At 72.6% G+C, this 25,161-nt stretch carries 16 protein-coding genes; 10 read left to right on the top strand and 6 right to left on the bottom strand.

The features are described 5' to 3' along the window. Nucleotides 1-40: 40 nt before the first annotated feature. Together AB0L29_RS24570 and AB0L29_RS24565 are read left to right on the top strand one after the other, a co-directional pair. Nucleotides 41-1,324: a hypothetical protein gene (locus AB0L29_RS24570; protein WP_365829911.1), complete on the top strand. Its 1,284-nt coding sequence runs from the start codon at nucleotides 41-43 to the stop codon at nucleotides 1,322-1,324. A 147-nt stretch (nucleotides 1,325-1,471) separates the two neighbouring features. Next, nucleotides 1,472-2,647, top strand: a complete 1,176-nt coding sequence (locus AB0L29_RS24565) for an amidase domain-containing protein (protein ID WP_365829910.1) — start codon at nucleotides 1,472-1,474, stop codon at nucleotides 2,645-2,647. A 178-nt stretch (nucleotides 2,648-2,825) separates the two neighbouring features. On the opposite strand, the gene AB0L29_RS24560 is transcribed toward AB0L29_RS24565, so the two are convergent. Then, complete coding sequence (locus AB0L29_RS24560; protein WP_365829909.1) at nucleotides 2,826-4,919, bottom strand: SpoIIE family protein phosphatase; 2,094 nt, start codon at nucleotides 4,917-4,919, stop codon at nucleotides 2,826-2,828. 5 nt (nucleotides 4,920-4,924) lie between these two features. Beyond that, nucleotides 4,925-6,058, bottom strand: a complete 1,134-nt coding sequence (locus AB0L29_RS24555) for an acyl-CoA dehydrogenase family protein (RefSeq protein WP_365829908.1) — start codon at nucleotides 6,056-6,058, stop codon at nucleotides 4,925-4,927. A 417-nt stretch (nucleotides 6,059-6,475) separates the two neighbouring features. Here AB0L29_RS24555 and AB0L29_RS24550 point away from each other — a divergent pair, with 417 nt between their 5' ends. Both AB0L29_RS24550 and AB0L29_RS24545 read left to right on the top strand, forming a co-directional pair. Continuing rightward, the gene (locus AB0L29_RS24550; protein WP_365829907.1) at nucleotides 6,476-6,925 is read left to right on the top strand and encodes a spore-associated protein; all 450 of its coding nucleotides are present in this window, start codon (nucleotides 6,476-6,478) and stop codon (nucleotides 6,923-6,925) included. A gap of 898 nt (nucleotides 6,926-7,823) precedes the next feature. Beyond that, complete coding sequence (locus AB0L29_RS24545) at nucleotides 7,824-9,371, top strand: pectate lyase (RefSeq protein WP_365829906.1); 1,548 nt, start codon at nucleotides 7,824-7,826, stop codon at nucleotides 9,369-9,371. 303 nt (nucleotides 9,372-9,674) lie between these two features. On the opposite strand, the gene AB0L29_RS24540 is transcribed toward AB0L29_RS24545, so the two are convergent. Beyond that, a complete protein-coding gene (locus AB0L29_RS24540) occupies nucleotides 9,675-10,079 on the bottom strand; it encodes a roadblock/LC7 domain-containing protein (protein WP_365829905.1) in 405 nt (134 codons plus the stop codon). An 844-nt stretch (nucleotides 10,080-10,923) separates the two neighbouring features. On the opposite strand from AB0L29_RS24540, the gene AB0L29_RS24535 reads away from it, so the two are divergent. Together AB0L29_RS24535 and AB0L29_RS24530 are read left to right on the top strand one after the other, a co-directional pair. Further along, nucleotides 10,924-13,698 (top strand): PQQ-dependent sugar dehydrogenase, encoded by a 2,775-nt coding sequence (locus tag AB0L29_RS24535; RefSeq protein ID WP_365829947.1) that lies wholly within the window; start codon nucleotides 10,924-10,926, stop codon nucleotides 13,696-13,698. 21 nt (nucleotides 13,699-13,719) lie between these two features. Further along, entirely contained in the window at nucleotides 13,720-15,516 is a 1,797-nt protein-coding gene (locus AB0L29_RS24530; protein ID WP_365829904.1) for a ThuA domain-containing protein, read from the top strand. A 100-nt stretch (nucleotides 15,517-15,616) separates the two neighbouring features. Here AB0L29_RS24530 and AB0L29_RS24525 read toward each other — a convergent pair whose 3' ends face one another. Beyond that, nucleotides 15,617-16,351 carry a D-Ala-D-Ala carboxypeptidase family metallohydrolase gene (locus AB0L29_RS24525; protein ID WP_365829903.1) on the bottom strand — a complete coding sequence of 245 codons (735 nt, stop codon included), beginning with the start codon at nucleotides 16,349-16,351 and terminating at the stop codon, nucleotides 15,617-15,619. Between AB0L29_RS24525 and AB0L29_RS24520 the strand changes: the two genes are divergently transcribed. From AB0L29_RS24520 to AB0L29_RS24510, 3 genes are all read left to right on the top strand, one after another. Further along, nucleotides 16,311-17,024, top strand: coding sequence for an STAS domain-containing protein (locus AB0L29_RS24520; RefSeq protein WP_365829902.1), 714 nt, complete (start codon nucleotides 16,311-16,313; stop codon nucleotides 17,022-17,024). The two genes, AB0L29_RS24525 and AB0L29_RS24520, sit on opposite strands and share 41 nt — an antisense overlap. 245 nt (nucleotides 17,025-17,269) lie before the next feature. Further along, nucleotides 17,270-21,421, top strand: a complete 4,152-nt coding sequence (locus AB0L29_RS24515; RefSeq protein ID WP_365829901.1) for a SpoIIE family protein phosphatase — start codon at nucleotides 17,270-17,272, stop codon at nucleotides 21,419-21,421. Next, nucleotides 21,421-21,714 (top strand): STAS domain-containing protein, encoded by a 294-nt coding sequence (locus AB0L29_RS24510; protein WP_365829900.1) that lies wholly within the window; start codon nucleotides 21,421-21,423, stop codon nucleotides 21,712-21,714. Before AB0L29_RS24515 ends, AB0L29_RS24510 begins: the two co-directional genes overlap by 1 nt. Nucleotides 21,715-21,768: 54 nt before the next feature. Here the strand turns inward: AB0L29_RS24510 and AB0L29_RS24505 are convergent, their stop codons facing one another. After that, on the bottom strand, nucleotides 21,769-22,092 hold the full coding sequence (locus tag AB0L29_RS24505) for an STAS domain-containing protein (RefSeq protein ID WP_365829899.1): 324 nt from the start codon (nucleotides 22,090-22,092) through the stop codon (nucleotides 21,769-21,771). Between the two features lie 701 nt (nucleotides 22,093-22,793). Continuing rightward, the gene (locus AB0L29_RS24500; protein WP_365829898.1) at nucleotides 22,794-23,843 is read right to left on the bottom strand and encodes a medium chain dehydrogenase/reductase family protein; all 1,050 of its coding nucleotides are present in this window, start codon (nucleotides 23,841-23,843) and stop codon (nucleotides 22,794-22,796) included. 136 nt (nucleotides 23,844-23,979) lie between these two features. Here AB0L29_RS24500 and AB0L29_RS24495 point away from each other — a divergent pair, with 136 nt between their 5' ends. Further along, nucleotides 23,980-24,660, top strand: coding sequence for a TetR/AcrR family transcriptional regulator (locus AB0L29_RS24495; RefSeq protein ID WP_365829897.1), 681 nt, complete (start codon nucleotides 23,980-23,982; stop codon nucleotides 24,658-24,660). The last annotated feature ends 501 nt before the right edge of the window (nucleotides 24,661-25,161 follow it).

The raw sequence follows: 25,161 nt of genomic DNA, 5'->3' as shown, positions 1-25,161 counted from the left end.
GGCATCGCCCAGCCCCTGTCCCCGAGAGATTGAGCCGCAGATGAAACAGCCGTCGGGCCGCCGCCGCAAGGCCCGCGCACCACACCGTCCCGCCGCCCGTCCGGGGTTCCTCACCCTGGCGGCGTTCCTCGTCGTCGCCTCCCTCGTCGCCGGCTACCTGGCGCTCTCCGGCACCGAGGACACCACCTCGACCTCGTCCGCCAAGGACGGATCACGGCGGCCGACCTCGCGGGCGAGCGGGGAACCGGAGTGGGACGGCAAGATCAAGGTGCTCGGCGACGGCTCGACCTCCTACACCGGCCCGCAGAAGAACCAGTTGGAGCCCAGGCCGCTCAAGCCCGGCGAGAAGCCGCCCCAGTTCGTGGTCTTCTCCTGGGACGGCGCCCTCCAGGGCGACGACCGGCTCTTCTCCCACTACCGGGAGATGGCCAAGGAGTACAACGCCCACATGACCTTCTTCCTCACGGGCATCTACCTGCTGCCCAAGAGCAAGAAGGACCTCTACTCCCCGCCGCAGCACCCCAGGGGCACCGCGGCGATCAGCTTCCCCACCGACGAGCACATCCGCACCACCCTGGAGCAGCTCGCCGGTGCCTGGAAGGACGGCAACGAGATCGGCACCCACTTCAACGGCCACTTCTGCGGTGCGAAGGGCGGCGGCGACTGGAGCGTCGCGGAGTGGAAGAGCGAGATCGACCAGTTCTACCGGTTCGTGGAGAACTGGAAGTCCAACACGGGCTACACCGACATCGACCCGCTGCCCTTCGACGTCAAGAAGGAGGTCGCCGGCGGCCGCGCCCCCTGCCTGGAGGGCCAGGCCAACCTGCTGAAGGCGGCCAAGAGCTACGGCTGGCGCTACGACGCCAGCTCCGCCGGCGACTTCCAGATCTGGCCGACGAAGAAGAACGGCATCTGGGACTTCCCGCTCCAGATGCTCCCCTACGAGGGCGGCAAGTACCAGGGCCTGTCCATGGACTTCAACTTCCTCTACAACCAGTCCGACGGCGAGACCGAGGGCGACCCGGCCAAGTACCCGGAGTGGCAGCAGGAGACCGTCGACACCTACATGGCCGGATTCAACCGCGTCTACTACGGCAGCCGCGCTCCGATGTTCGTCGGCAACCACTTCGAGGAGTGGAACGGCGGCATCTACATGAAGGCCGTCGACGAGGTCATCAAGAACGTGTGCACCAAGAAGGACGTCAAGTGCGTGTCCTTCAAGGAGCTCGCCGACTGGATGGACGCCCAGAAGCCGGCCACGCTGGAGCGGCTGCGCAGTCTGGACCCGGCGCAGTCCCCGGACTGGTCCGCCATCGTGCAGTGACCGCCGCCGGGCGGCGTCCGGCGGCGGTCACGGCCCGCCAACTCCCGTGCGGCGCAAGGCGCGGCCCCCTGCACACCGGCCGCATACGGCATGCAAAGATTCCGCTTGTCCCGGCATCCCTCCGCCGGGGCAAGAGGGGAAACTTCAGTGAAGTCAAGGAAATCGAGTCGCACGCGACGTCGCGTGACGATACTCACGGCGGCCGCCGCCTCGGTCGTCGCGGGCGCGGCGCTGCTGCCCAGCTGGAGCGCCGGCGCGTCCACCACGGCCGAGCCCGAGGTGGACGCCAGGACGAAGGCCACGTTCCAGCGGCTGGCCGACGCGGTCTTCACCGACCGCACCAACTCCCTGGTCGACGAGCCGGGCAAGGGGAAGAAGCCGCTGACCGACGGTTTCTCCGGTGAGGTCGCGCTCTCCTCCGGGACCGCCCGCACCGAGGACAGCGCCCTGGACAAGCTCGGCGACCGCAAGGACCGGCTCGCGCGGCTCGGCGAGAAGTACAGCGCGGCCAGCACCTCCGTCACCCTGGACCGCACCCGTGTCAGCGGCCGCAAGGCCGTCGTCGCGGTCACCGAGACCACGACGCTGACGTACGAGAAGGTCCGCGGCGACGAGCCGAGGACGACGGGCTTCCAGGCGCACCACGAGCTGACCTTCCGGGCCGACCGGCGCGGCGACTGGCGGCTGACCGGCATCCGCGGGACCGACGAGAGCCAGCTCGCGGTCAACCAGCCCGCCAAGCCGATGGTCGCCGCCACCACCACCGCCGACGACACCATGCCGTCGGCCCCGCGCGCGGCCGTCACCCGGCCCGCGCCGTCCGCCCCGAAGGACCTCACCGCCGGCGGCTACGACTACAAGGCGATGGCCGCCTACGCGGAGAAGCACTGGAGCGCCTACAACCCGGCCTACCCGGACTTCAACGGGCAGGGCGCGGGCGGCGACTGCACCAACTTCGTCAGCCAGTCCCTGAAGGCGGGCGGCTGGAAGCACGTGCCCGGCTACGTGTACGACTACACCAAGTGGTTCGGCACCGCCGACATCCAGTCGCACTCGTTCATCGGCGTCAACGAGTGGTCCTGGTTCGCGCTGAACTCCAAGCGCGTCACCAGCCTCGCCAACGTCTACCAGATGGACGTCGGCGACGTGCTCCAGGTGGACTTCGACAAGGACGGCTCCAAGGACCACACGATGATCGTCACGTACCGCAGCCCGCAGGGCGTGCCGTACCTGACGTACCACTCCACCAACACCTACCGCCGGTCGGTGGCGAGCATCATCGCGTCGTACCCGGACGCCGCGTACTACGCCTACCGCACCTGATCGGCAGGTCCGGCCGGTCCCGTCGGGTCTCCTCGCCGCCGAGGCGCCCCGGCGGGTCCGGGTCGTTCCGCCCCGCCGGGGCGCGGCCCGTCCCCGGCCGGTCCCGTCCGGCGCCGGAGCCCTCCCCGTGCGGGAGGGCTCCGGCGCATCGCGGGGACGGCCGGTGCGGGCGGCGGCCTCACTCCCGGCCGGGGACGCGCGCCGCGTCCACCGGATCCCCCGCGGTTTCCCGTGCGGCCCTCGCCGTGAGGGCGAGTACGGCGAGGTCGTCGCGCAGCCGCTCGCCCCACCAGCGGTGGGCGTCGTCCAGCAGGCCCGCGGCGATGCTCTCGGCGCGGCCCGCCGCGGCGGCCGACGGCCGGGAGGCGGCGATGGCGGCGAGGTCCTCCGGCTCACGAAGGTCCTCGGCGCCGGCTCCTTCGGTGAAGCCGTCGGTGTAGAGCACCAGGGTGTCGCCGGGCAGGAGTTCCACCTCGGTGACCGGGTGATGCGGCGCGTCCAGCACGCCCAGCAGGGGCCCGCGCACCTTCAGCGGCGCGGCGTCGCCGTCGGCCCGGCACAGGAGCGGCGCGGGATGGCCGGCGCAGGTGACCTGGAGACGGGCGGGGGTGTGAGCGGGGTCGATCACGACGTAGACGAGGGTGCAGAAGGGGGTGCCCTGGCGGCGCAGGGCGTTGTTGACCAGGCCGAGGACGTGGCGGGGGTCGCTGGTGTGCTGGGCGGCGGCCCACAGGGTGTGGCGCACCAGTCCGGTGATGGCGGCCGCGTCGGGGCCTTTGCCGCAGACGTCCCCCAGGACCAGGACGTGCCGGCCGTCGGGCGCGGTGAAGGCGTCGTAGAAGTCGCCGCCGATGTGGAGCCCCTGACTGAACGGCGCGTAGCGGGCCGCGAGTTCGAAGCCGGGCAGGTCGGGCAGGCGTGGCGGCAGGAGGGGGCGTTCGAGGGCCCGGGTCGTGTCGGTCAGGCGGTGCAGCAGCCGGTCCTGCCGTGTGCCGACGGCTATCTGGTCGGCGATGTTCTCCAGGGTGCTCTGGGTGGACGCGGGCAGAGCCAGGCGGGTGGTCAGCGACAGGACGCCGATCAGCTCCCCGCCGGAGATGAGGGGGTAGCCGGCGAAGGAACCGCGGCCGCTCGCGCCGGGGGAGGTGCGCGGGTCCGGGCGGGGCGGTACGTCCAGATGCGGACGGCGTTCCGCGACGACCTGTGCCACCAGGGCGCGCTGAGCCGTCCGGCAGGGGGAAGGATCAGCGGACTCGGTGTCGTCGGCGGCGCATATGGTGTGCGCGAACTCGCCGCGGGCGTCCAGGGTCCAGATGCAGACGCGATCGGCGCCCAGACGGTCGGTGGCGGCCCGCACGCACCTGCGCAGACGTTCGTCCAGGGGCCCCGGGGCCGTCATGGCGGCGGCGACCTCGGCGGTGAGCAGGGCGTGGCTGGTGCGTTCGGCGAGCTTGCGCTGGGCGTGCAGGCGGTCGGTGACGTCCTCGGCGAGGACCAGGGTGCGGCTGCGGCCCTGGGTGTCCAGGACCTGCTGGGCGGCGATGCGCAGGGCCTGGGAGGTGCCGTCGGCCCGGACCCGTTCGAAGACCGCGTCGGGCTCGGAGTCCCGGCGCCGCCTCGAGGCGGCCAGATGGCGGCGCAGCGCGGTGCGCTGGTCCTCGGCGAACATCTCGGTCACCGGCCGGCGCACCGAGTCCGGCTCGGTCAGTTCCAGGACGTCGGCGGCCCGGCGGTTCCAGGCGATCAGCGCGTCGCCGTCCAGCATGAGCACACCGATCGGGGCCTGGGAGAGGAACTGCCCCAGCAGCCGCTCCCCCAGCTGCCGGTCGATCGAGGTACCCGAGGTCAGTCGCTGCTGGGCCACGGCCTGCGCCTGGGCGTGGGTGCGCCGGTGGGTCAGCCGCCGCAGCAGGTCGCCGACCACGTCGGGCACCCGCTCCTCCCCCTGCGGCATGCGGCGGACGACGTCGGCGGAGAAGAGCAGGGGGAGCACGGCGAGCTCGCCGTCCGTGGCCGTGGTGGTCGTCACGGCGACCACCACGTCCTCGGCGTGCGGCCGCAGGGAGTGCACGAGGCCGACCGGTGCCGTGACCGTCGCCCCGAGGACCACCACCGTGGGCCTTCGCCGGCCGCGGGTGCCGGCCGTGTGACGCGGGGCGTCCTCGGCGGAGCTCTCGACGATCTCGGCCGTCGCGGCCAGCTCGGCCGTGATGGCACCGGCCGTCTCCCGGGGGAGGCCGACCAGCAGCAGCAGGGGCAGACCGTGGCTCACCCCGGTCAGCCTTCCAGCAGGGGTTCGTCGAGCAGGGCCCTGCCGGTCCACACCCGCAACAGGTCGGTTCCCGGGGACATCACGTGTGCGGCGCGGGCGTCGCGCAGCATGCGGTGCAGGGGTGAGCGCTCGCCGTAGCCGACGCCTCCCACCAGGGTCAGGGCGTCGTTGACGGTGGCCTCGGTGGCGTCGGCGACCTCGGCCTTGGCCGAGGCGAGACCCAGCAGGGCCTCCGGTCCGCCGAACTCCGCCTCGGTCGCCGCGTGGTAGATCAGCCGCCTGGTGCGCTCCACCCGCGCCCACATCGCGCCCAGGCGGTGCTGGACGACCGGCTGGCTCGCGACGGACCGTCCCGTGCGCGCCTGCTTGCGTCGCAGCAGGAAGGCGCGGGTCTCCTCCAGTGCCGCCGCCGCCACTCCGAGGTAGGTGCCGGCCATGGCCATCAGGAAGTACGGGGCGACGACGTTGAAGACGTACCAGATCTCGTCGCCCTCCTCCCCCAGCAGGCACCAGTCGGGGATCTCCACCCCGTGCAGCTCCAGCCCGCGCGAGGCGTTGCCGCGCATGCCGAAGCCCTGCCACCGCGGCCCCCACTCCAGCCCCGGCACGGCGGCGTCGACCACGGTGCAGGAGAACTGCCCCGGCGGCGTTCCCGGTCCGGCGGCCAGGGTGGACAGGACGTAGGAGTCCGCGTGGCCGGCGTTGGTGACGAAGCTCTTCGCACCGGTCAGCCGGAGCCGGTCCTCCCCGGCACGCTCCATGCGGGTCTGCGGCAGCCAGAACTCGCCTCCCGTCCCCGGCTCCGAGAGGGCCAGCGTCGTCAGGTGCTCACCGGCCGCGATCGGCTCCAGGTAGTGCTTCTGCTGCCGGGGGCTGGCCTTCGCCGCGATCACCGCCGAACCCACCAGGTGCATCCCGAAGCAGATCGACGTCGAGGCGCACGCCCGCCCCGTCGCCTCACCGACCTGCGCCACCGCCAGCAGCCCGTGCCCCATCCCCCCGGCCTGCTCCGGCACCACCAACCCGCCCAGCCGGGACCGCAGTGCGGCGATGCCCTTGTCCGGCCAGCGGTGCTCCTCGTCCACCGCCGCGGCCTCCGCGGCGAGGACCTCCTCGGCGATCTCCCGCGCCGTGGACACTGCGGCTCCGAGTTCCATTCGCACCACCGGTGCACTCCGTTTCTTCACAGGGCCCCGGTCCGAAGGCATCCGCGGGCGTGACAGTCACAGGCGCACTACTGCCAGACGCCAACAGCCCCCCAGCTTAACTCTTCGGCCGCAACGACTCCTCCTGCCCCTTCCGCACACCACGAGGCTTCGGATGTCGCCCCGGCCACTCGGCCACCGGGCACCAGGCAGCGGGCAGCGGGCAGCGGGCAGCGGGCAGCGGGCGGGGTGAGGAAAGCCGATCAGTCCGCTCCAAGCGTTCCGGCGGGCTTCCCCGCGCGGCCGCTCCTGCGGATCCGTCGTCTTCCGCGGGCGGGGCACAACCATTCGGATGCCCCGCGGGTCACACCAGGCAGGAGCAACCAGCTCCAAGACCCACAAGGGGGAAATATGCGATTCACACGTTCCGCCCTGGCGGCCGGCGCGTTAGCGGCCCTGTCGGTCGGGGCCACGACCGCCCTGGCGGCGCCCGCCTCCGCCGCACCCGGCACCACCCCGCAGAAGGTCTGCGGAAGCGGCTACCAGACCGTGAACTCGGCGCCCGTCGGCACGCTCGGCACCGTCTACCTGACGTACAACTCCGCCAACGGCAGGAACTGCGTCACGACCATCCGCAGCACTCCCGGCACCGCCGTGGACATGTCCACCTGGATCTACGTCCCCGAGACCGACCAGGCGGACCAGGACTACGGGTCGTACACCTCGTACGCGGGGCCGGCCTACGCCTACGGCAAGGGCCACTGCGTGGACTGGGGCGGCAGCATCGACAACGTGTACGTGCAGATCTCCGGCTCCAACTGCGGTTCCCTGAAGGAGCACCGGGTCACCTTCACCCGCTGATCCACGCCTCCTGTCCGGCTCCCCGCTCCCGTGCCGCCTCCCACGGCCCGGCCGTGCGGAACCACCGGCCGACGGTCGCCGGTGACCGGGGCGGCGCCCCTGCCCCGCAGGCCGCACGGGAGCCCACGGGGGCCCATGGGAGCCCGGCTCGCCCTGGCGGAACCACGCGGTTCCGCCAGGGCGAGCACGCGTGTGGGCGCCGGGTCGTGTGCCGGACCGCCGCGGCTCGGGGCCGGAACCGCACTCCGCAGTGAGCGCGCCGGCGGCCGGCCCTCACGCTCGCGCCGGACCGCCCGGCGGCACCCTGCCCGGCTCCCTCCGCCGGAGCCGGTGATCCCGGTGATCCCGGTGATCCCGGTGATCCCGGTGACTCTGGTGATCCCGGTGACTCTGGTGATCCCGGTGATTCAGGTGATCCCCGTGATCCCGGATGACGGCCGCCGACGAGGCGGCGAAGCGCTGTCGGCAGTGGCGCACAAGTCTTGTCAGCCCCTCGACCGCCGCCCTATCCTCGCGAATGGAAAGCGCTTTCCCCCATGTATGAGGAGCCCGGTGGGGGCGCCCGTCGCGGCACCCTCCGCGCCGGTGCCGCACCCGTGGCCACCGGCTCCGGCGCGAGGGCTTCACCCAGGAGGCCGACGCGCCGGGGGACGAACGGGAGCGGCACGACGAGGACGCGTCGCACCGCGCTCACGACGACCCCGTGACCGGCCCGCACCGGCGTTCCCCGAGATCCGGCCGCACCGTGACCGCCGACCCGGGCAGCGGCGGGAAGGGCACCGCGCCAGGGCCGGCCGGCGACCTGGCCGGCGGCAGGCCGACCGCCTCGCGGCCCGGCGGAACGACCCCGGAACGGAACACCGACACCCACGACGCGAAGGCGAAAGGACAGGCGAGGATGAGACGACCATTAGCGCTGCGACTCTCTGCGGGGCTGGCCACACTGGCCCTGGCGGCCGCGGCCGGCGTGACTTTGTCGACACCCGAGGCGTCGGCGGCCGCCGGCGGCGCCACCGGCTACGCGACCCAGAACGGCGGGACCACCGGCGGTGCGGGCGGGCAGACGGTACGGGCCACCACGGGAACCGCGATCCACGCGGCCCTGTGCAACCGGGCCAGCAGCAGCACCCCGATCACCATCCAGGTCGAGGGGACGATCAACCACGGCAACACCGCCAAGGTGTCCGGCGGCAGTTGCAGCACCGCCGACGGCGTGATCGAGCTCAAGCAGATCAGCAACGTCACGATCGTCGGGGTCGGCAGCGGAGCCGTCTTCGACCAGCTGGGCATCCACATCCGCGACTCCCGCAACATCGTCATCCAGAACGTGACGGTCCGGAACGTCAAGAAGTCGGGCTCCCCCACGTCCAACGGCGGTGACGCCATCGGCATGGAGAGCAACGTCCGCAACGTGTGGGTCGACCACGTCACCCTGGAGGCGTCGGGCGGGGAGTCGGAGGGCTACGACGGCCTCTTCGACATGAAGAACAACACGCAGTACGTGACCCTGTCCTACAGCGTCCTGCGCAACTCCGGCCGCGGCGGCCTCGTCGGTTCCAGCGAGAGCGACCTCTCGAACGGCTACATCACCTTCCACCACAACCTGTACGAGAACATCGACTCCCGTACGCCCCTGCTGCGCGGCGGCGTCGCCCACATCTACAACAACCACTACAGGAGCCTCAACGAGTCGGGCATCAACTCCCGGGCCGGAGCCCGCGCCAAGGTGGACAACAACTACTTCGAGGACTCCAAGGACGTCCTGGGCACCTTCTACACCGACGCGGCGGGCTACTGGCAGGTCGGCGGCAACGTCTTCGACAACGTGACCTGGTCCGCCCCCGGCAGCGAGAACAACCCGGCCGGTCCCGACCCGAAGTCCAACACCACCGTCGGCATCCCCTACTCCTACAGCCTCGACGCCGCCGGCTGCGTGCCGAGCGTCGTGAGCCAGACGGCGGGCGCCGGCAAAGGGCTCAAGGTGTCGGACGGCAGCTGCTCGCCGCAGACCCCGGCCCCGACGCCGACCACCCCCGCCCCGACCCCGACCACTCCCACACCCACGCCGAGCCAGCCCGTCGGGACCAATCTCAGCATCGGGGCCGGCTCCGACGGCTCCGGAAAGGCCGACGGAACCAGCTACGGCAACGTGCGGGACGGTGACATGAACACCCACTGGTCGCCGGCCGGCCCGACCGGTTCCGTCTCGATCAAGTGGGGTTCCGCCACCACGGTGTCGCGGGTCGACGTCCGGGAGGCGCCGGGTTCCACGGGCGGCATCGGCTCCTGGAGGCTCCTCGACGCCGACACCGGCGCCGTCCTGGCCTCCGGCAGCGGAGCGGGCGTCATCACCTTCCCCCGGACCTCGCTGCACAAGATCACGTTCGAGATCACCGGCTCGACCGGCACGCCGCGAATCGCCGAGTACGAGACCTACGCGGGGTGACCGAGCGGCTCCGCCGCCCGTCCGGGTCCGGGGCATCCCCCGGGCCCGGACGCCCCCGTCCACAGCAGGGGGCAAAGGGGCGTGCCGAGCCCTCGTCGGCGGGCCCCCGCCGGGCGCGAGCCGCCTTCGGCCGCCCCGGCCGCGGTCGCCCTCTTCAAGTCGTCGGCGACCTGTGACACCCGTAGGGGTGCGGGCGTCACAGGTCGCGGAGTCCGACGAGCAGCTGCTCCAGGAGGCCGGTCCGGCTCCGTCCCCCGGTGAGGGTGCGGAGCCGGCCGGGCGCGTCGTCCCGGCCGGGGCGGCTCACGAGGTACGGGGTTCCGCGCGCAGGTGCTCGCCGAGCCGTTCCACGAGTTCGTTCATGTGGTGCCCGACGAGTCCGGCGTCGGCGTCCTCGGTGGTGACCACGGCGAGGTGCGCGCCCTCGCCGGCTTCGACGATGAACAGGACACCGCCGTAGAACCCGGTCATCGCCGAGCGCACTCCCCCGCTGCCGTCGCCGAACTCGACGGAGGCGCCGCGCGACAGCGACTGGATGCCGGCGGCGATCGCCGCGAGCTGGTCGGCCTGGTCGACGGAGAGCTCCGGGGTGCGGCACAGTTTCAGCCCGTCACGGGAGAGGACGAGCGCGTGCCGGGCGCCGGGGGTGCGTTCGAGCAGTCCCTCGACGAGCCAGGTGAGCTTGTCGTCGGTTGTGGTGCCGGTCATGGGGTGGTTTTCGCCTTCCGTGCTGCAAGAGGGTGATCGGGCCGGGGCCAGGTCCAAGTCGGTGTCGGGGTCGGGTGGGGCGTGGCCGGCGTCCCGGTCCACGCGCAGTCGCCGTCCGGGGCGGCCGGGCCTCGGACCGGTCCGTCACGGGCGGTTCGGCGGGCGCGGCGGCAGCGATGGGCCCGGCTGCCGCCCCGGAGCGGTCCGGGAGCCGGGGCGGCCGCCGCGTACCGCCTGGCGAGAGCCGCCGCGCCCCGCGTGCCGACGAGGGGACGGCCACGGCCACGCCGACCACCACCGAAGCGGTGAGCGGCGCGGCGGGCACGACGGCACGGAGGACGAGCCGTCCGCCCGGCAGGGCCAGGCGCAGTCATGAAAAAGAAGATCCTCGATCGCGACGGAGGCGCGATTCCGGTCCAGAAGCGACACCCGATGCTCAATAAGCGGTCACTATAGGGGAGTTGGCGGCGGAGACGGCAAGGATCCCGCTCCTTCCCGAGAATCCGGACGGACCCGCGCCCTCCGGCAGCCGGAGGCGTCCCTCCTCACCTGCCGGACGACTTTGTCCCCGTCATGGAAAAAGCACTGATATCTCGTGCGAAAGGGGTTACGCCGCCGTACGGAGGCCGCTAACTTCCTTGTTATGTACCCGTCACGCCTGTGTGACGGTGTGTCATGGCGCGACGGCGCGCGCCCTGTACTCCCTCGGCAGGCCGGTCTCGGCCTGTCTCCACCCCACCTCCGGGAGACACCTGTGCGCAGGAGACCGTTCAGCACGAGACCGTTCGGACGCGGACTCGTTCCATGGCTCGTACCGGCGGTGGTGTGCGCCGTCGGTCTCGTGCTGCCCGCCGCACCGGCGGCAGCGGCCCCGAAAGCCCGCGGCGACGCCTCCGAAGTCGCCGCGGCACCCGAATTCCAGCAGGTCACCCTCGCCAAGGGCGTCGCCGAGACCGGCGAGCCGATGACGCTGGCGGTGCTGCCCGACCGCTCGGTGCTGCACACCTCGCGGGACGGCACGGTCCGCCTCACCGACGCGTCCGGCACCACCAAGGTGGCCGGCAAGCTCGACGTCTACAGCCACGACGAGGAGGGCCTGCAAGGGGTCGCGGCCGACCCGGGCTTCTCCGCCAACCGGCATGTGTACCTGTACTACGCCCCCAAGCTCGACACCCCCGGCGGCGACGCCCCCTCGGACGGCGCGGCCTCGGACTTCGCCCCGTTCGACGGGGTCAACCGGCTCTCCCGGTTCGTGCTGAGGACCGACGGCACGCTCGACCCCGCCAGCGAGAAGAAGATCCTCGACGTCCCGGCGTCACGGGGCACCTGCTGTCACGTCGGCGGCGACATCGACTTCGACGCGCAGGGCAACCTGTATCTGTCGACGGGGGACGACACCAACCCGTTCGCCTCCGACGGGTTCACCCCGATCGACGAGCGCGCCACGCGCAACCCCGCCTACGACGCCCAGCGTTCCTCGGGCAACACCAACGACCTGCGCGGCAAGGTCCTGCGCATCAAGGTCGGCGCGGACGGCTCGTACACGATCCCCGGCGGCAACCTCTTCCCGCCGGGCACGGCCAGGACCCGGCCGGAGATCTACGCGATGGGCTTCCGCAACCCCTTCCGGATGAGCGTGGACAAGGCCACCGGCATCGTCTACCTGGGCGACTACGGCCCCGACTCCGGTGTCGCCAGCCCCGGACGCGGCCCCGAGGGCCAGGTCGAGTTCAACCGGATCACGAAGGCCGGCAACTACGGCTGGCCGTACTGCACCGGCCGCAACGACGCCTACGTCGACTACGACTTCGCCACGGGGAGGTCGGGCACCGCCTTCGACTGCGCGGCGCCGAGGAACACCTCGCCGCGCAACACCGGCCTGACCGACCTGCCGCCCGCCCAGCCCGCGTGGATCCCGTACAACGGCGGCTCGGTCCCGGAGTTCGGCGGCGGCTCGGAATCCCCCATGGGCGGCCCCGTCTACCGGTACGACGCCTCGTCGACGTCGGAGGTGAAGTTCCCGCAGGAGTACGACGGGCACTTCTTCGCGGGCGAGTTCGGCCGTCGCTGGATCAAGCGCATCCAGAGCGGCGGCGACGGAACGGTCCAGTCCATCAACGCCTTCCCCTGGAGCGGCACCCAGGTGATGGACATGGCCTTCGGCCCGGACGGCGCCCTCTACGTCCTCGACTACGGCACCGGCTACTTCAACGGCGACGAGAACTCCGCCCTGTACCGGATCGAGCACGTCACCGGGGGCCGCGCGCCGGTGGCCCAGGCCAAGGCGAACGTCACGTCCGGCAAGGCACCGCTGACCGTGTCGTTCTCCTCGGCGGGCAGCTCCGACCCGGACGGCGACGGCTTCACCCACGCCTGGACGTTCGGTGACGGCGGCACCTCGACGGCCGCCCACCCCTCGCACACGTACACCGCCGACGGCCGCTACACGGCGACCCTGACGGTGACCGACTCCACCGGGAAGTCCGCGACCGCCTCCGTGCAGATCACCGTCGGCAACACCGCTCCGACGGTGCGGCTCGACCTGCCCGTGGACGGCCGGATATACGACTTCGGCGCGGCGATCCCGTTCAAGGTGACGGTCACCGACCCCGAGGACGGCACGATCGACTGCTCCAGGGTCAAGGTCTCCTTCATCGTCGGGCACGACAGCCACGGCCACCCGCAGACCTCGGCGACCGGCTGCTCCGGGACGCTGCAGACGCTGGCCGACGGCGAACACGACCCCAACGCCAACATCTTCGGCGTGGTAGACGCCGAGTACACCGACAAGGGGGTGAACGGCCAGCTCGCGCTGACCACGCACGACCAGCACATCACCCAGCCCTCGCACCGGCAGGCGGAGCACTACGGCGACGCCTCGGGCGTCCAGGTCGTCGCCCACGGCCCGGCACACGGCGGCAGGACCGTCGGCCACATCGACAACGGCGACTGGATCTCGTTCACGCCGTACGCGCTGGACAACGCCACCGGGTTCACCGCCCGCGTCTCCTCGGCGGGGGCGGGCGGAACGATCGAGGTGCGCGCCGGGTCGGCCACCGGGACGCTGCTCGGCTCGGCCACGGTCCCGGTCACCGGCGGCTGGGAGACGTTCCAGGACGTCACCGCGTCCCTCACCGACCGGCCCGCCGGCACGACGGCGCTCCACCTGGTGTTCAAGGGCGGCTCCGGATCCCTGTTCGACATCGACGAGTTCTCCTTCACCACCTCCGGGGGCACCCGCTCCGGCGCGGTGCGGGGGGTCGGCGGCAAGTGCCTGGACGTCGACAACGCCCAGAGCGCCGACGGCACCAAGGTCCAGCTGTGGACCTGCAACAACAGCACCGCCCAGACCTGGACCCTGCCCGGCGACGACACCCTGCGCGCCCTGGGCAAGTGCCTCGACGTCTCCGGCGGCGCCACCGCGGACGGCACGAAGATCCAGCTGTGGACCTGCAACGGCACCGGCGCCCAGAAATGGACCCCCCAGCCCGACGGCACCGTCCGCAACCCCCAGTCCGCCAAATGCCTCGACGCCTCCGGCGGCACCTGGAACGACGGCACCCCCGTCCACCTGTGGACCTGCCACACCGGACCCAACCAGAAATGGACCCTGCCCTAACGACAAGGAGGTGAGTCACCCATGCGCAACCGACTGCGTACAGCCCTGACCCTGCTCGCCGGCGCCCTGCTGGCCGCGGCACCGCAGGCGACCGCTGTGTCCGCCCCGGCGCAGCGCCCGCCCGCCGTGCCGGCACCCGCCGCACAGGCACCGGCGGCACAGGACGCGGCCGCGGCGAAGGAAAAGGCCGCGGCCGACCCCGCCTACAAGGTCCTCGTGTTCTCCAGGACCGCCGGCTTCCGGCACTCGTCCATCGACGACGGCATCGCCGCACTGCGCGACCTCGGCACGGCCCACAACTTCACCGTGGACGCCACCGAGGACGCCGGAGCCTTCACCGGCGGCAACCTGGCCCAGTACAGGACGGTCGTCTTCCTCTCGACCACGGGGGACGTCCTGAACGGCTCCCAGCAGACGGCCTTCGAGCAGTACGTCAAGGGCGGCGGGGGGTACGTCGGCGTGCACGCCGCGGCCGACACCGAGTACGACTGGCCCTTCTACGAGGGTCTGGCCGGGGCCCTGTTCCACTCGCATCCCGCGATCCAGTCCGCGACCGTCGAGGTCGAGGACCGGGCGCACGACGCCACGGCCCACCTCGGCGGCACCTGGCAGCGCACCGACGAGTGGTACAACTACCGCACCAACCCCCGCACCACCGCACGCGTCCTGGCCTCCCTGGACGAGTCCAGCTACAGCGGCGGCTCCATGTCGGGGGACCACCCGATCAGCTGGTGCAAGGAGTACCAGGGCGGCCGGGCCTTCTACACGGGCGGCGGTCACACCGACGAGTCGTACGGCGAACCCGCCTTCCGCCGGCACCTGCTGGGCGGCATCCGCTGGACGGCCGGCATGACGGAGGCCGACTGCCGTCCCGAGACCGGTTACCGGGCGCTGTTCGACGGCTCGGGCACGACCGGCTTCAAGCAGGCCGGACCGGGCGGGTTCACCCTGGCCGACGCCACGCTCACCTCGCACGGCGGGCTGGGCATGCTGTGGTACTCGGCCGAGGAGTTCACCGGCGACTACTCCCTCAAGCTGGACTGGAAGATGTCCGGCGACGACAACTCCGGAGTCTTCGTGGGCTTCCCGGCCTCCGACGACCCGTGGACGGCGGTGGACAACGGCTACGAGATCCAGATCGACGCCACCGACGCGGCCGATCGCACCACCGGCGCCGTCTACGGGTTCAAGTCGGCCGACATCGCCGCACGCGACGCCGCGCTCAACCCGCCGGGCGAGTGGAACACCTACGAGATACGGGTCACGGGCGAGCGCCTGGAGGTCTTCCTCAACGGACGCAAGGTCAACGACTTCACCAACACGGACCCGGCGCGCAGCCTCGCCCAGGGACACATCGGCATCCAGAACCACGGCGACGGCGACGAGGTGGCGTTCCGCAACATCCGCATCAAGGAGTCGGGTTCCGGCCCGGGGCCGCGTTCGGGCGCGGTGCGGGGGGTCGGCGGCAAGTGCCTGGACGTCGACAACGCCCAGAGCGCCGACGGCACCAAGGTCCAGCTGTGGACCTGCAACAACAGCACCGCCCAGACCTGGACCCTGCCCGGCGACGACACCCTGCGCGCCCTGGGCAAGTGCCTCGACGTCTCCGGCGGCGCCACCGCGGACGGCACGAAGATCCAGCTGTGGACCTGCAACGGCACCGGCGCCCAGAAATGGACCCCCCAGCCCGACGGCACCGTCCGCAACCCCCAGTCCGCCAAATGCCTCGACGCCTCCGGCGGCACCTGGAACGACGGCACCCCCGTCCACCTGTGGACCTGCCACACCGGACCCAACCAGAAATGGACCCTGCCCTAGGGTCGCCGGGACACGGGCGAGGGCCGGTACCGCTTCCGGCCCTCGCTGTCACGGTCCCGGCACCCCGGCGAGGTGCGGGAGGAGCGGTGCCGTGGGCGGGTCAGATCCCGCAGGTGGGCGCGGACCAGTACGGTGACGGGTCGAACGCCAGGTGGGTGTGGTCGTTGTGGCCGGGGTAGCCCGGGCCGAGGATCTCCGAGAAGCCGTGCGTCCTGGCCTGCTGGGCGAGCCGGCACAGGCTGGGCGAGCCGGTCAGGTCGGCGGCGTCGCCGTAGAGGTGGCGGCTGGTGGACGATCCGCCCACCGCGTTGTTGCAGGCGTAGGAGCGGAAGCCGCTGGAGACCGTGATCGGCACGTCGCCCAGTGCGTGCCGCATCGCCTCCAGCTTCCACATGGTCTTCAGGGCGTTCGCCCTGGCGGTGGCCGCCGGGACCGCACCGCCCGACCAGTCGGAGTTGCACTTGTTGAGCTCGGCGTAACCGAAGTGGGCCGGCGTGCAGTCCGCGTCCTGGAGCGAGTAGAGCTTGCTGAAGGTCTGCGGGCCCGCGACGCCGTCCGCGGGCAGCCCGTAGGCGGCCTGGAACTTCTTGACGGCCTCGGCGGTCCGCGCGCCGTACTGGCCGTCGTAGGACAGTCGCTCGCCCGAGGTCACCCACCCCGCGACGCGTATCTGCAGTTGGGTGACGTCGCCGCCGGACGAGCCCTGGGAGAGGGTGCGGCTCCAGGTGTAGCACTCGTCGGCGTGCGCGGTGCCCGAGGTGGCGCCCACCCCCACCACCACACCTGTCACGATCATGACAAACGAGACAAGCAGCCGTGCCACGCGTCTGAACATCCCGGCCTCCCGACCGTCCGTGTCGCCCTGCGGCGAGCCGCCACCACCCGGCGGCGGCCCCGCCAGGGTGGGGCCGAGCAGCTACGCGCGTCAACACCGCGGAACCCAAGTGCCTTTCCGCCGATGCGGGTTGAGGCACCGAGGCGGCGGGGAGGACACGGTCGCGGCGCACTCGCGGGGCTCCGCGGGAGCCACCCGGGGCGGGGGAAGTCCGGTCCGCCGCACCGCCGCACGGGCGGTGGGGCACCATGGTGGGCGAGGACGCGGCAAGGACGGTGGAATGGACGTGCTGAAGGTAGTGCAGCGTTGCGATGATCTGGTGATCGTCGCTTTTCCGGAGGACGTCGATCTCCACACCAGCGAGGCGATGAGCGGCATCGGCGACCGCTTGCTGGACGAGGGCTGCCGCCACCTGATCGTGGAGGCCTCGCGCACCTCCTACCTGGACTCCACCGGCGTCACGCTGCTGCTCCGCTGGCTGCACCGGCTCGAGGACCTCGGCGGCACGCTGATCCTGACCGGCCTGAACCAGCACCTGACCACCAAGCTGGACATCCTGGGGCTGACGGAAGTCTTCGCCCTGCGCGCCTCCCTCCCCCAGGCCCTCGCCCACTTCGACCGCCACGACCTGGGCCGCCACCCGCGGCACGGGTGGGACGCCCTCGAGGCCTGAGGACGTCCCTTCGCCGTGCCGCCGGCCCGCCGGAGCGCTCCGCCGGACCGGCGGCCGACGCGGGTGAAGATCCGCAAACCGGATGATCTATCCTGCGGATTCGTCGGGACGGCCGGCCCTCCGGCGAGAGCGGCGCGCCACGGGGCGGAGCTTCGAGGTGCACCGACGACGACACGGGGCACTCCCCCGGACGGGCGTGCCCCGACCGGCACGGTGGAGAGCACACAGGTACGAAGGGGCGACGGATGCCGCGACCGGATGACGCCGGGCACCGGCCGCCGACCGGGGCGGACGTGTTCGCCGCCGACGACGCGGTCGGCCGGGACCTCGCCGCGGTGGACTGGGCCGCCACCCCCCTCGGACCGCCCGAGGAGTGGCCGCAGAGTCTGCGGACGGCGGTGAGCATCCTGCTGTCCTCGCGGTTCTCCATGTGGATGGCGTGGGGACCCGAGCTGACGTTCTTCTGCAACGACGCCTACCGCCGCGACACGCTGGGCCGCAAGTACCCGTGGGCCCTGGGCCGCCCGGCCGGCGAGGTGTGGGCGGAGATCTGGGACGACATCGGCCCGCGCATCGACACCGTGCTGACCACGGGGCAGGCCACCTGGGACGAGGCGCTGCTGCTGTTCCTGGAGCGGTCCGGATACCCCGAGGAGACGTACCACACGTTCTCCTACAGTCCGCTGCGGGACGACGACGGCGCCGTGGTGGGCATGCTGTGCGTGGTCAGCGAGGAGACCGAGCGGGTCGTCGGCGAACGGCGCATGGCCACGCTGCGGGACCTGGGCTCCGATCCCAGCGTGGTGCGCACCGAGCAGGAGATGCTGCTCTTCGCGGCCCGGCAGCTCCGGCGCAATCCGCACGACCTGCCGTTCACCGCCGCCTACCTGTTCCAGCAGGACGGCTCCGCCCGTCTGGCCGCCTCCACCGGCCTGGCCGCCGGACACCCGGCCGCCCCCGCGGTGCTGCGCCCCGACGAGCCGCACGGCGCGTGGCCCGCGGCCGCGCCGGCGGCCGGCGAGTCGGTGCTCGTGGAACTCGCCGGCGGCCCGTACGAGGAGATGCCCACCGGCGCCTGGCCGCAGCCCCCGGCACAGGCGCTGGTGGTCCCGCTCCTGCAGCAGGGCACTTCGCCCTACGGATTCCTGGTGGCGGGACTGAACCGGTACCGGCCCCTGGACGACGCCTACCGGGGGTTCGTCGAACTGGTCGCCGGTCATGTGGCGACCGGCATCGGCAGCGCGCGCAGCTACCAGGCGCAGCAGCGCCGGGCGGAGGAGCTGGCCGAACTGGACCGGGCCAAGACGGCGTTCTTCTCCAACATCAGCCACGAGTTCCGCACACCGCTCGCGCTGATCATGGGGCCGCTGGAGGAGCTGCGCACCCGGCTCGCGGACGATCCGCCGTTGCAGGAGGAGCTGGAGGTCGTCCACCGCAACGGGCTCCGGCTCGGCAAACTGGTCAACACGCTGCTGGACTTCTCCCGCATCGAGGCCGGCCGCATGCAGGCGACCTACGAGCCCGTCGATCTGGCGGCGGCCACCGCCGAGCTGGCCAGCGTCTTCCGCTCCGCCGTCGAGAAGGCCGGCCTGGTCTTCGACGTCGACTGCCGTCCGCTGCCGCATCCGGTGTACGTCGACCGGAGCATGTGGGAGAAGGTGGTCCTCAACCTTCTGAGCAACGCGCTGAAGTTCACCTTCGAGGGCGGCATCCGCGTCACCGTGCGCGCCGACGGCGAGCACGCCCTCGTCCGCGTCGCCGACACCGGCATCGGGGTGCCCGCCGAGGAGATGCCGCGGCTGTTCGAACGGTTCCACCGCATCGAGAACGCCCGCTCCCGCTCCCACGAGGGCAGCGGCATCGGCCTGGCCCTGGTCAAGGAACTCGTCGGCCTGCACGGCGGCACGATCACCGCGGACAGCACCGAGGACGAAGGCACCCGCTTCACCATCCGGCTGCCCTTCGGAACCGCGCACCTGCCCGCTCACGCCATCGCCCCGGCCACCGCCACGGCCGCGGTGTCCGCGGTGGCCGACCCGTACGTGCAGGAGGCGCTGCGCTGGCTGCCGGACGACCGCACCGAGGCACCGCCGGCAGCCGTGGCGGCGGTGTCCGGGACCGCCTCCGCATCGGGTCCGGCCGCGGCGCACGTCCTGGTCGCCGACGACAACGCCGACATGCGCGGGTACCTCAAGCGCCTGCTGGAGGGCGCGGGGTACCGGGTCACGGCCGTCAACGACGGGATGACCGCCCTCGACCTCGTCCGGGCCGGCTCCCCCGACCTCGTCGTCAGCGATGTGATGATGCCGGGCCTGGACGGCCTGGCCCTGGTCGCGGCGCTGCGCTCGGACCCGCGGACCGCGTCCGTCGCGGTGCTGCTGCTGTCGGCCCGGGCCGGGCAGGAAGCCTCCATCGAGGGCCTGCAGGCCGGTGCCGACGACTACCTCGTCAAACCGTTCGCCGCCGCCGAGCTGCTGGCCCGCGTCCGGGCCAACATCGAACTGGCGCGGCTGCGCACCCACCACATGCGCTGGCGCAGCGCACTGGTCGACTCCCTGCAGGAGGCCTTCTTCGTCTGCGACGAGGACGGCGCCGTCATCGAGATCAACACCGCCTTCACCGACATCCTCGGGTACGGCCCCGAGGGCCTGCCCTACCGGCCCGTGCACCCGTGGTGGCCCGACGCCGCGACCGATCCCGCGGCGTACCGGCAGGTCGAGGCCGCGTTCAACCGTCTGACGAGCAGTCCCCGGGGCAGCTACACCATCCCCGTCGTCCACCGCGACGGGCACCGGCTGTGGATCAGCGCCATCTTCAACCGGACCCGGGACCCCGACACCGGGCGTCACATGGTCGTCGGCACGTTCCGGGACGTGACCGCCGAGCACTACGCCATCCAGCGCGACAGCGCCCTGGCGGCGCTGAGCACCCGGCTGTCCGAGGCCACCAGCCTGTCCGACGCGCTCGTCGGCGCGCTGCACACCCTGAAGGACCTGTGGGGGGCGCGGCACGTCGTGGCCGGTGTCTTCGGCCACGGGGACGAACCGGCCCTGACCGCCACCGACCCCCTGCTCTCGTGGCGGGACCTGCCCGCCGACCGCCGCCGGTCCCTCGCCGACCTGCGCGGACAGCCCTCGCTGGCCCCGGTCGCCGACCGGACCGGGGCCGGAATCCTCCTCGGGCACCCCGACGGCCCGATGGCACTGTGGATCGAGCTCGGCGACCACAGGCCCTTCACCGGTGAGGACCAGCTGCTGCTGGCCCTTCTGGCCGGGCACCTCGCCCAGGGGCTGGTGCGCGTGCACCGGATCGACCAGCAGCGCCAGACGGCCATCGCCCTTCAGCGGGCCATCCTCGGCCCGGCCCAGCTCCCCACCGGCTTCGCCGTCCGCTACGAGCCCGCCACCCGGCCCCTGGAAGTCGGCGGGGACTGGTACGACACCGTCACCCTGCCCGACGGCCGCATCGGCATCGTCGTCGGCGACTGCGTCGGCCACGGTCTGGAGGCCGCCAGCGTCATGGGGCAGCTGCGCAGCGCCTGCCGCGCCCTGCTGCTGCAGACGCCGAGCCCCGCGCGTACGCTCATGGCGCTGGACCAGTTCGCCGCCGCCGTACCCGGCGCGGTGTGCACGACCGTCTTCTGCGGCGTCCTCGACCCGGCCACCGGCCGTCTGAGCTACTCGAGCGCGGGCCACCCGCCGGGTATCCTCGCCCAGCCCGACGGCACCACGCGTCTGCTGGAGGACGGCCGCTTCCTGCCGCTCGCCGTCCGCCCCGGCACCAGCCGCCCGGAAGGCGCGTGCACCGTGCCCGCCCGCTCCACCTTGCTGCTGTACACCGACGGCCTCGTCGAACGGCGCGGACGCTCGCTGCTCACGGGCATCGAACAGGCCGGCGCGGCCGTCCAGGAGGGCCACGACGTGACCGTCGAGGAACTGGCCACGCAGATCATGCGGCGCCTCGAACCCAGCGGCGGGTACGACGACGACGTCGCCCTCCTGCTGTACCGCCATCCCGCGCCGCTGGACGTGGCCTTCCCCGCCGAGCCCGCCCAGCTCGCCGCTGTCCGCCGCGCCCTGCGCGGCTGGCTCGACCAGTGCGGCCTGCCCCTGCAGACCGTGCAGAACGTGCTGGTGGCGGCGGGAGAGGCCTGCGCCAACGCCATCGAGCACGGACATCGCGACGCCCCCGGGAAGAGCATCCGCCTGCGGGCGGAGACCTCCGCCCGCGACCTGCGCCTGACCGTGGCCGACACCGGCCGGTGGAAGGTCCCCCAGCCCGAACTCAACCGGCACCGCGGCCGCGGTGTGCAGCTGATGAGGGCGCTGATGGACCATGTCACCATCACCCCGGGCACCACGGGCACCGTCGTCGACATGCACACGAGGATCGCCTGATGACCCCTTCGCTCACCCTGACCCTCGGACGGCGTCCGGACGGCAGGCCCCTGCTGGCGGTCGCCGGCGAGATCGACCAGGGCAACGCCGGCTCGCTCGCGGAAGCCCTCGACAGGACCTCCGGGCCCGTGGTCGTCGACCTGACCGCGGTGGAATACCTCGACAGCGCGGGGCTCAGCGTGCTGTTCACCCACAGCGACCGCCTGGAGCTCATCGCCACGCCTCTGCTGGCGCCGGTGCTGACCATCTCCGGACTCGCCGACATCGCTCCCGTGCACGGACTGGACGCCTGAGACATCCGCCCGCTCCGTACCGGCCCCGTGCGGGACGGGCGGCGCGACAGCCGCTCAGGGCGAGGAGGCGGGACCGGGCGTGAGGGCCATCACCGTGTCGAGCCCCAGGATGGTGAGCATCCGGTGCAGGGCCTCGCTCAACCCGGTGACGACCAGGGTGCCGCCCTGGCCGTCGAGGCGGTGGAACCACGCCACCAGGGCGCTGACGCCGGTGGAGTCCAGATGCACCGTGCGCGAGGCGTCCAGGACGAGGCGGCGGCATCCCTCGTCGATCAGGCGGTGGACGACCGCCCGGAGCGCGGGCGTGGTGTACAGGTCGACGTCCTCGGGCAGTTCGGCCGTGACCCGGTCGCCCTCGCGCGCAATGACGTGCAGCACCCCTTCACCTCCCGTAGCGTCCAGCGGACGGATGCCCAGGCAGGCAAGGCTACCCGGTCCGGTTCCACCACGGTTCCACAAGCGTCACAGTCCCTTCACGCCGCCCGCCGGACGGCCCGGCCCGGCCCGGCTGGAGCGCGTGCCGTACCACGTCGCCCGGACCGCCGTGCTCGTCGGGTCCGGGACGCCCCGTCGCCGGCGCACCCCGCGCACGCCGGGAGCGCCTGGCTCCCGCGTCGCGCCCGGCAGACCCACCCGATCAGCCCCCTTGCCCCCTCGTACGCGGGGCAGCCCAGCCGTGCCCGAACGGCCGGATGCCGGCCCGGACCCTCGCGCTCGGGCTGGCCTACGCCCTGTTCGAGGTCGCCGCGCACGCGCTGACCGCCGCCGACGACCCCCTTGCGGCACTGGTGTCCCGGAGCGGGCCCCGGCCCCGGCAGGGGCGGCCCCGGCCCGAGGCGCTCGCCCTGACGGACGCCGACGTCGCCGCCGCCCCGCCGGCGCGGCGGCGGCTGATGGAGCTGACGGCCGAACTCCCCCGGACGGCCGGCGCCCCCGAAAGGGGCGGGCCAAGCGCCCGACGGCGGCGGAAGCGCCCGGCGTCGGGGCGGCCGGGAGGGCGGCGGCAGGGGCCGGGCCCGGTCGTCACCCTCCCGTCGTCCGCTGGGAGGGCGGGGCAGGCGGGAGTTCGACGACAGGCCCTAGGGGTGCAGGACGACCTTGCCGGTGGCGGCGCCCGACTCGGCCAGCCGCAGAGCCTCGGCCGCGCGGACGAGGGGCAGCCGCGCGGCGATCTGGGCGGTGACCTCGCCGCGCCGGGCGGCCGCGAACACCTCGGTGAGATCGGTGCGCACCCGGGCACGGAAGCGGGCCTTGCCGACGGCGCGGCCGGCCCAGACGTTGAAGAAGCAGGCGTGGCGGCCGTTGGGCAGGGCGTTCCACAGCCAGACACGGCCGAGGAGCTTGAGGACGGGCCACTGCCGGGGGCCGGTGTCGTCGCGGGTGGCGGCGGTGCCGTAGCAGACGAGCGTGCCGCCGCGGGCGAGCAGGCGCCAGGAGTCGACGACGCCGCGGCCGCCGACGTGGTCGAAGACCGCGTCCACACCGCCCGGGGCCAGTTCGCGGACGCGGCCGGTGACGTCCTGCGTGCGGTAGTCGACCGGAATCACGCCGAGGCCGCGAAGGGTCTCGTGGTGGCGCGGGGACGCCGTGCCGATCACCCGCACGCCGGCGGCGCGGGCCAACTGGACCAGGACGGAACCCACACCGCCGCCCGCGCCGTGCACCAGGACGGTCTGGCCGCGGCGCACCCGCGCCTTGCGGTGCAGCATCTGCCAGGCCGTGAGGCCGTTGACGACGAGCGTCTCCGCCTCGGCCGCGCCGACGCCGTCGGGGACCTCCACCACGTCCGCCGCGTCGACGAGTACGTGGCTGGCCCAGCCGCCGACCTTGACCAGCGCGGCCACCCGACGGCCGGCCAGGCCGGGCTCGACGCCCTCGCCGGTCCCGAGGACCGTGCCGACCAGGTCGTAGCCGGGCACGAAGGGGTAGGGCGGCTGGTCGTAGTACCGGCCGCGCCGCATCTGCTGCTCGGCGAACGACACGCCGGTCGCCTCCATGCGGAGCAGCACCTGGCCGGGCCCCGCCGTCGGCACGTCCCCCCGGCGGACCTGCAGGCCCTCCGGCTCCACGATGCCGGGGAGCACCACCTCGACGAGTTTCCCGGTACCGGTTTCCACGCTGGTTCCCATGACGGCCTCCACGGCTAGACGACGACGCTTTTGTTAGAAGCTGTAACTCATGCAAGAACAACACACTGAGAGAATTGCTGCAACCCCTCTCTTCGGTGATAGGTTCTAACCGTCCGACGAAGGAAAGGACCGGTACGTGGCGGCCAAGGACACCAGGACACCTCGCGAGCGGTACCGGGCCCAGGTGCGCGCGGAGATCAAGGAGCGCGCCCGGGAGCAGATCGCCACGTCGGGGGCGTCCGGGCTGTCCCTGAACGCCATCGCCAAGCAGATGGGCCTGAGCGGACCCGCGCTGTACCGGTACTTCGCCGGCCGCGACGAACTGATCACCGAGCTGATCAGGGACGCCTACCACAGCCTCGCCGACGCCTTCCGCGCCGCCGCCGCGTCCGGCGCGGACCTGGCCGGACTGGGGCGCGCGCTGCGCGCGTGGGCGCTCGACGACCCCCAGCGCTACTTCCTCGTCTACGGCACGCCGGTCCCCGGCTACCACGCCCCCGAGGACATCACCACGATCGCGTCCGGCATCATGGCGGTCCTTCTCGACGCCGCCCGGTCCGCCGGCGGCGGCGCCGGCAGCCCCGGCGAAGCCGGACTCGAAGCCCACCTCGCCGAGCACCGGCAGTGGGCGGACGACCATCCCGCCGGCCCGCCCGCCCTGCGCCTGGCCCTGTCCTTCTGGACCCGCCTCCACGGCGTGCTGTCCCTGGAACTGGCGGGCCACTTCACGGGGATGGGGTTCGACCCGGCCGTTCTCTACAGCGCCGAACTGGAGCGTCTGGCGCTGCCGCACGCCGCGCCGGCCTCGCGCCCCTGACGGCGGACCGCGCCACCGGGGACGCGGCCGTCGCCCGGAGCGCACGCCGCGGCCCGGCGACGGCCGGCTCGCCCGGGAGCACCGGCAGGTGACGAAATCCCCGCCTCCCCGGCCGCCCCGGGCCCGGGGCCCGGGGCAAGGGCCGGCGCCCCCGGCTCCGTCTCACAGGATCCGGCAGTGCACTCGGACGGATAGAAAAACCGCTCATTCGGTCCCCTTGCGGCCTGCCGTGCCGAGAACAGCGGGATTAGGTTCCTCAGGTCTGGTTACGCACCGTCCGATGCCCAGCGCGAGGTGCCCGCGCGTCCCCGCTGCTGGAACTGCCGCGTTTCGGTCACTGACGAAGGACGCTGATGGCGACACACGCGACTGAACCCGTCTCTCCTGTGCCGGCGGTGGAGCGCCGTGGCCTGGGGCAGGTGATCGTGTCCTGGCTGACCACCACCGATCACAAGAAGATCGGGCACCTGTACCTGATCACCTCGTTCGGCTACTTCCTGA

Source organism: Streptomyces sp. NPDC052701, assembly GCF_040678355.1.
Classification (GTDB): domain Bacteria; phylum Actinomycetota; class Actinomycetes; order Streptomycetales; family Streptomycetaceae; genus Streptomyces.
This window is presented reverse-complemented; position numbering and strand designations above follow the sequence as displayed.

What these genes read in the sequence shown, in the direction of transcription:
- AB0L29_RS24570 (WP_365829911.1), top strand. Translation starts at nt 41, where the DNA reads ATGAAACAGCCGTCGGGCCGCCGCCGCAAGGCCCGCGCACCACACCGT.
- AB0L29_RS24550 (WP_365829907.1), top strand. Translation starts at nt 6,476, where the DNA reads ATGCGATTCACACGTTCCGCCCTGGCGGCCGGCGCGTTAGCGGCCCTG.
- AB0L29_RS24545 (WP_365829906.1), top strand. Translation starts at nt 7,824, where the DNA reads ATGAGACGACCATTAGCGCTGCGACTCTCTGCGGGGCTGGCCACACTG.
- AB0L29_RS24540 (WP_365829905.1), bottom strand. Translation starts at nt 10,079, where the DNA reads ATGACCGGCACCACAACCGACGACAAGCTCACCTGGCTCGTCGAGGGA.
- AB0L29_RS24530 (WP_365829904.1), top strand. Translation starts at nt 13,720, where the DNA reads ATGCGCAACCGACTGCGTACAGCCCTGACCCTGCTCGCCGGCGCCCTG.
- AB0L29_RS24520 (WP_365829902.1), top strand. Translation starts at nt 16,311, where the DNA reads ATGACAAACGAGACAAGCAGCCGTGCCACGCGTCTGAACATCCCGGCC.
- AB0L29_RS24525 (WP_365829903.1), bottom strand. Translation starts at nt 16,351, where the DNA reads ATGTTCAGACGCGTGGCACGGCTGCTTGTCTCGTTTGTCATGATCGTG.
- AB0L29_RS24515 (WP_365829901.1), top strand. Translation starts at nt 17,270, where the DNA reads ATGCCGCGACCGGATGACGCCGGGCACCGGCCGCCGACCGGGGCGGAC.
- AB0L29_RS24510 (WP_365829900.1), top strand. Translation starts at nt 21,421, where the DNA reads ATGACCCCTTCGCTCACCCTGACCCTCGGACGGCGTCCGGACGGCAGG.
- AB0L29_RS24500 (WP_365829898.1), bottom strand. Translation starts at nt 23,843, where the DNA reads ATGGGAACCAGCGTGGAAACCGGTACCGGGAAACTCGTCGAGGTGGTG.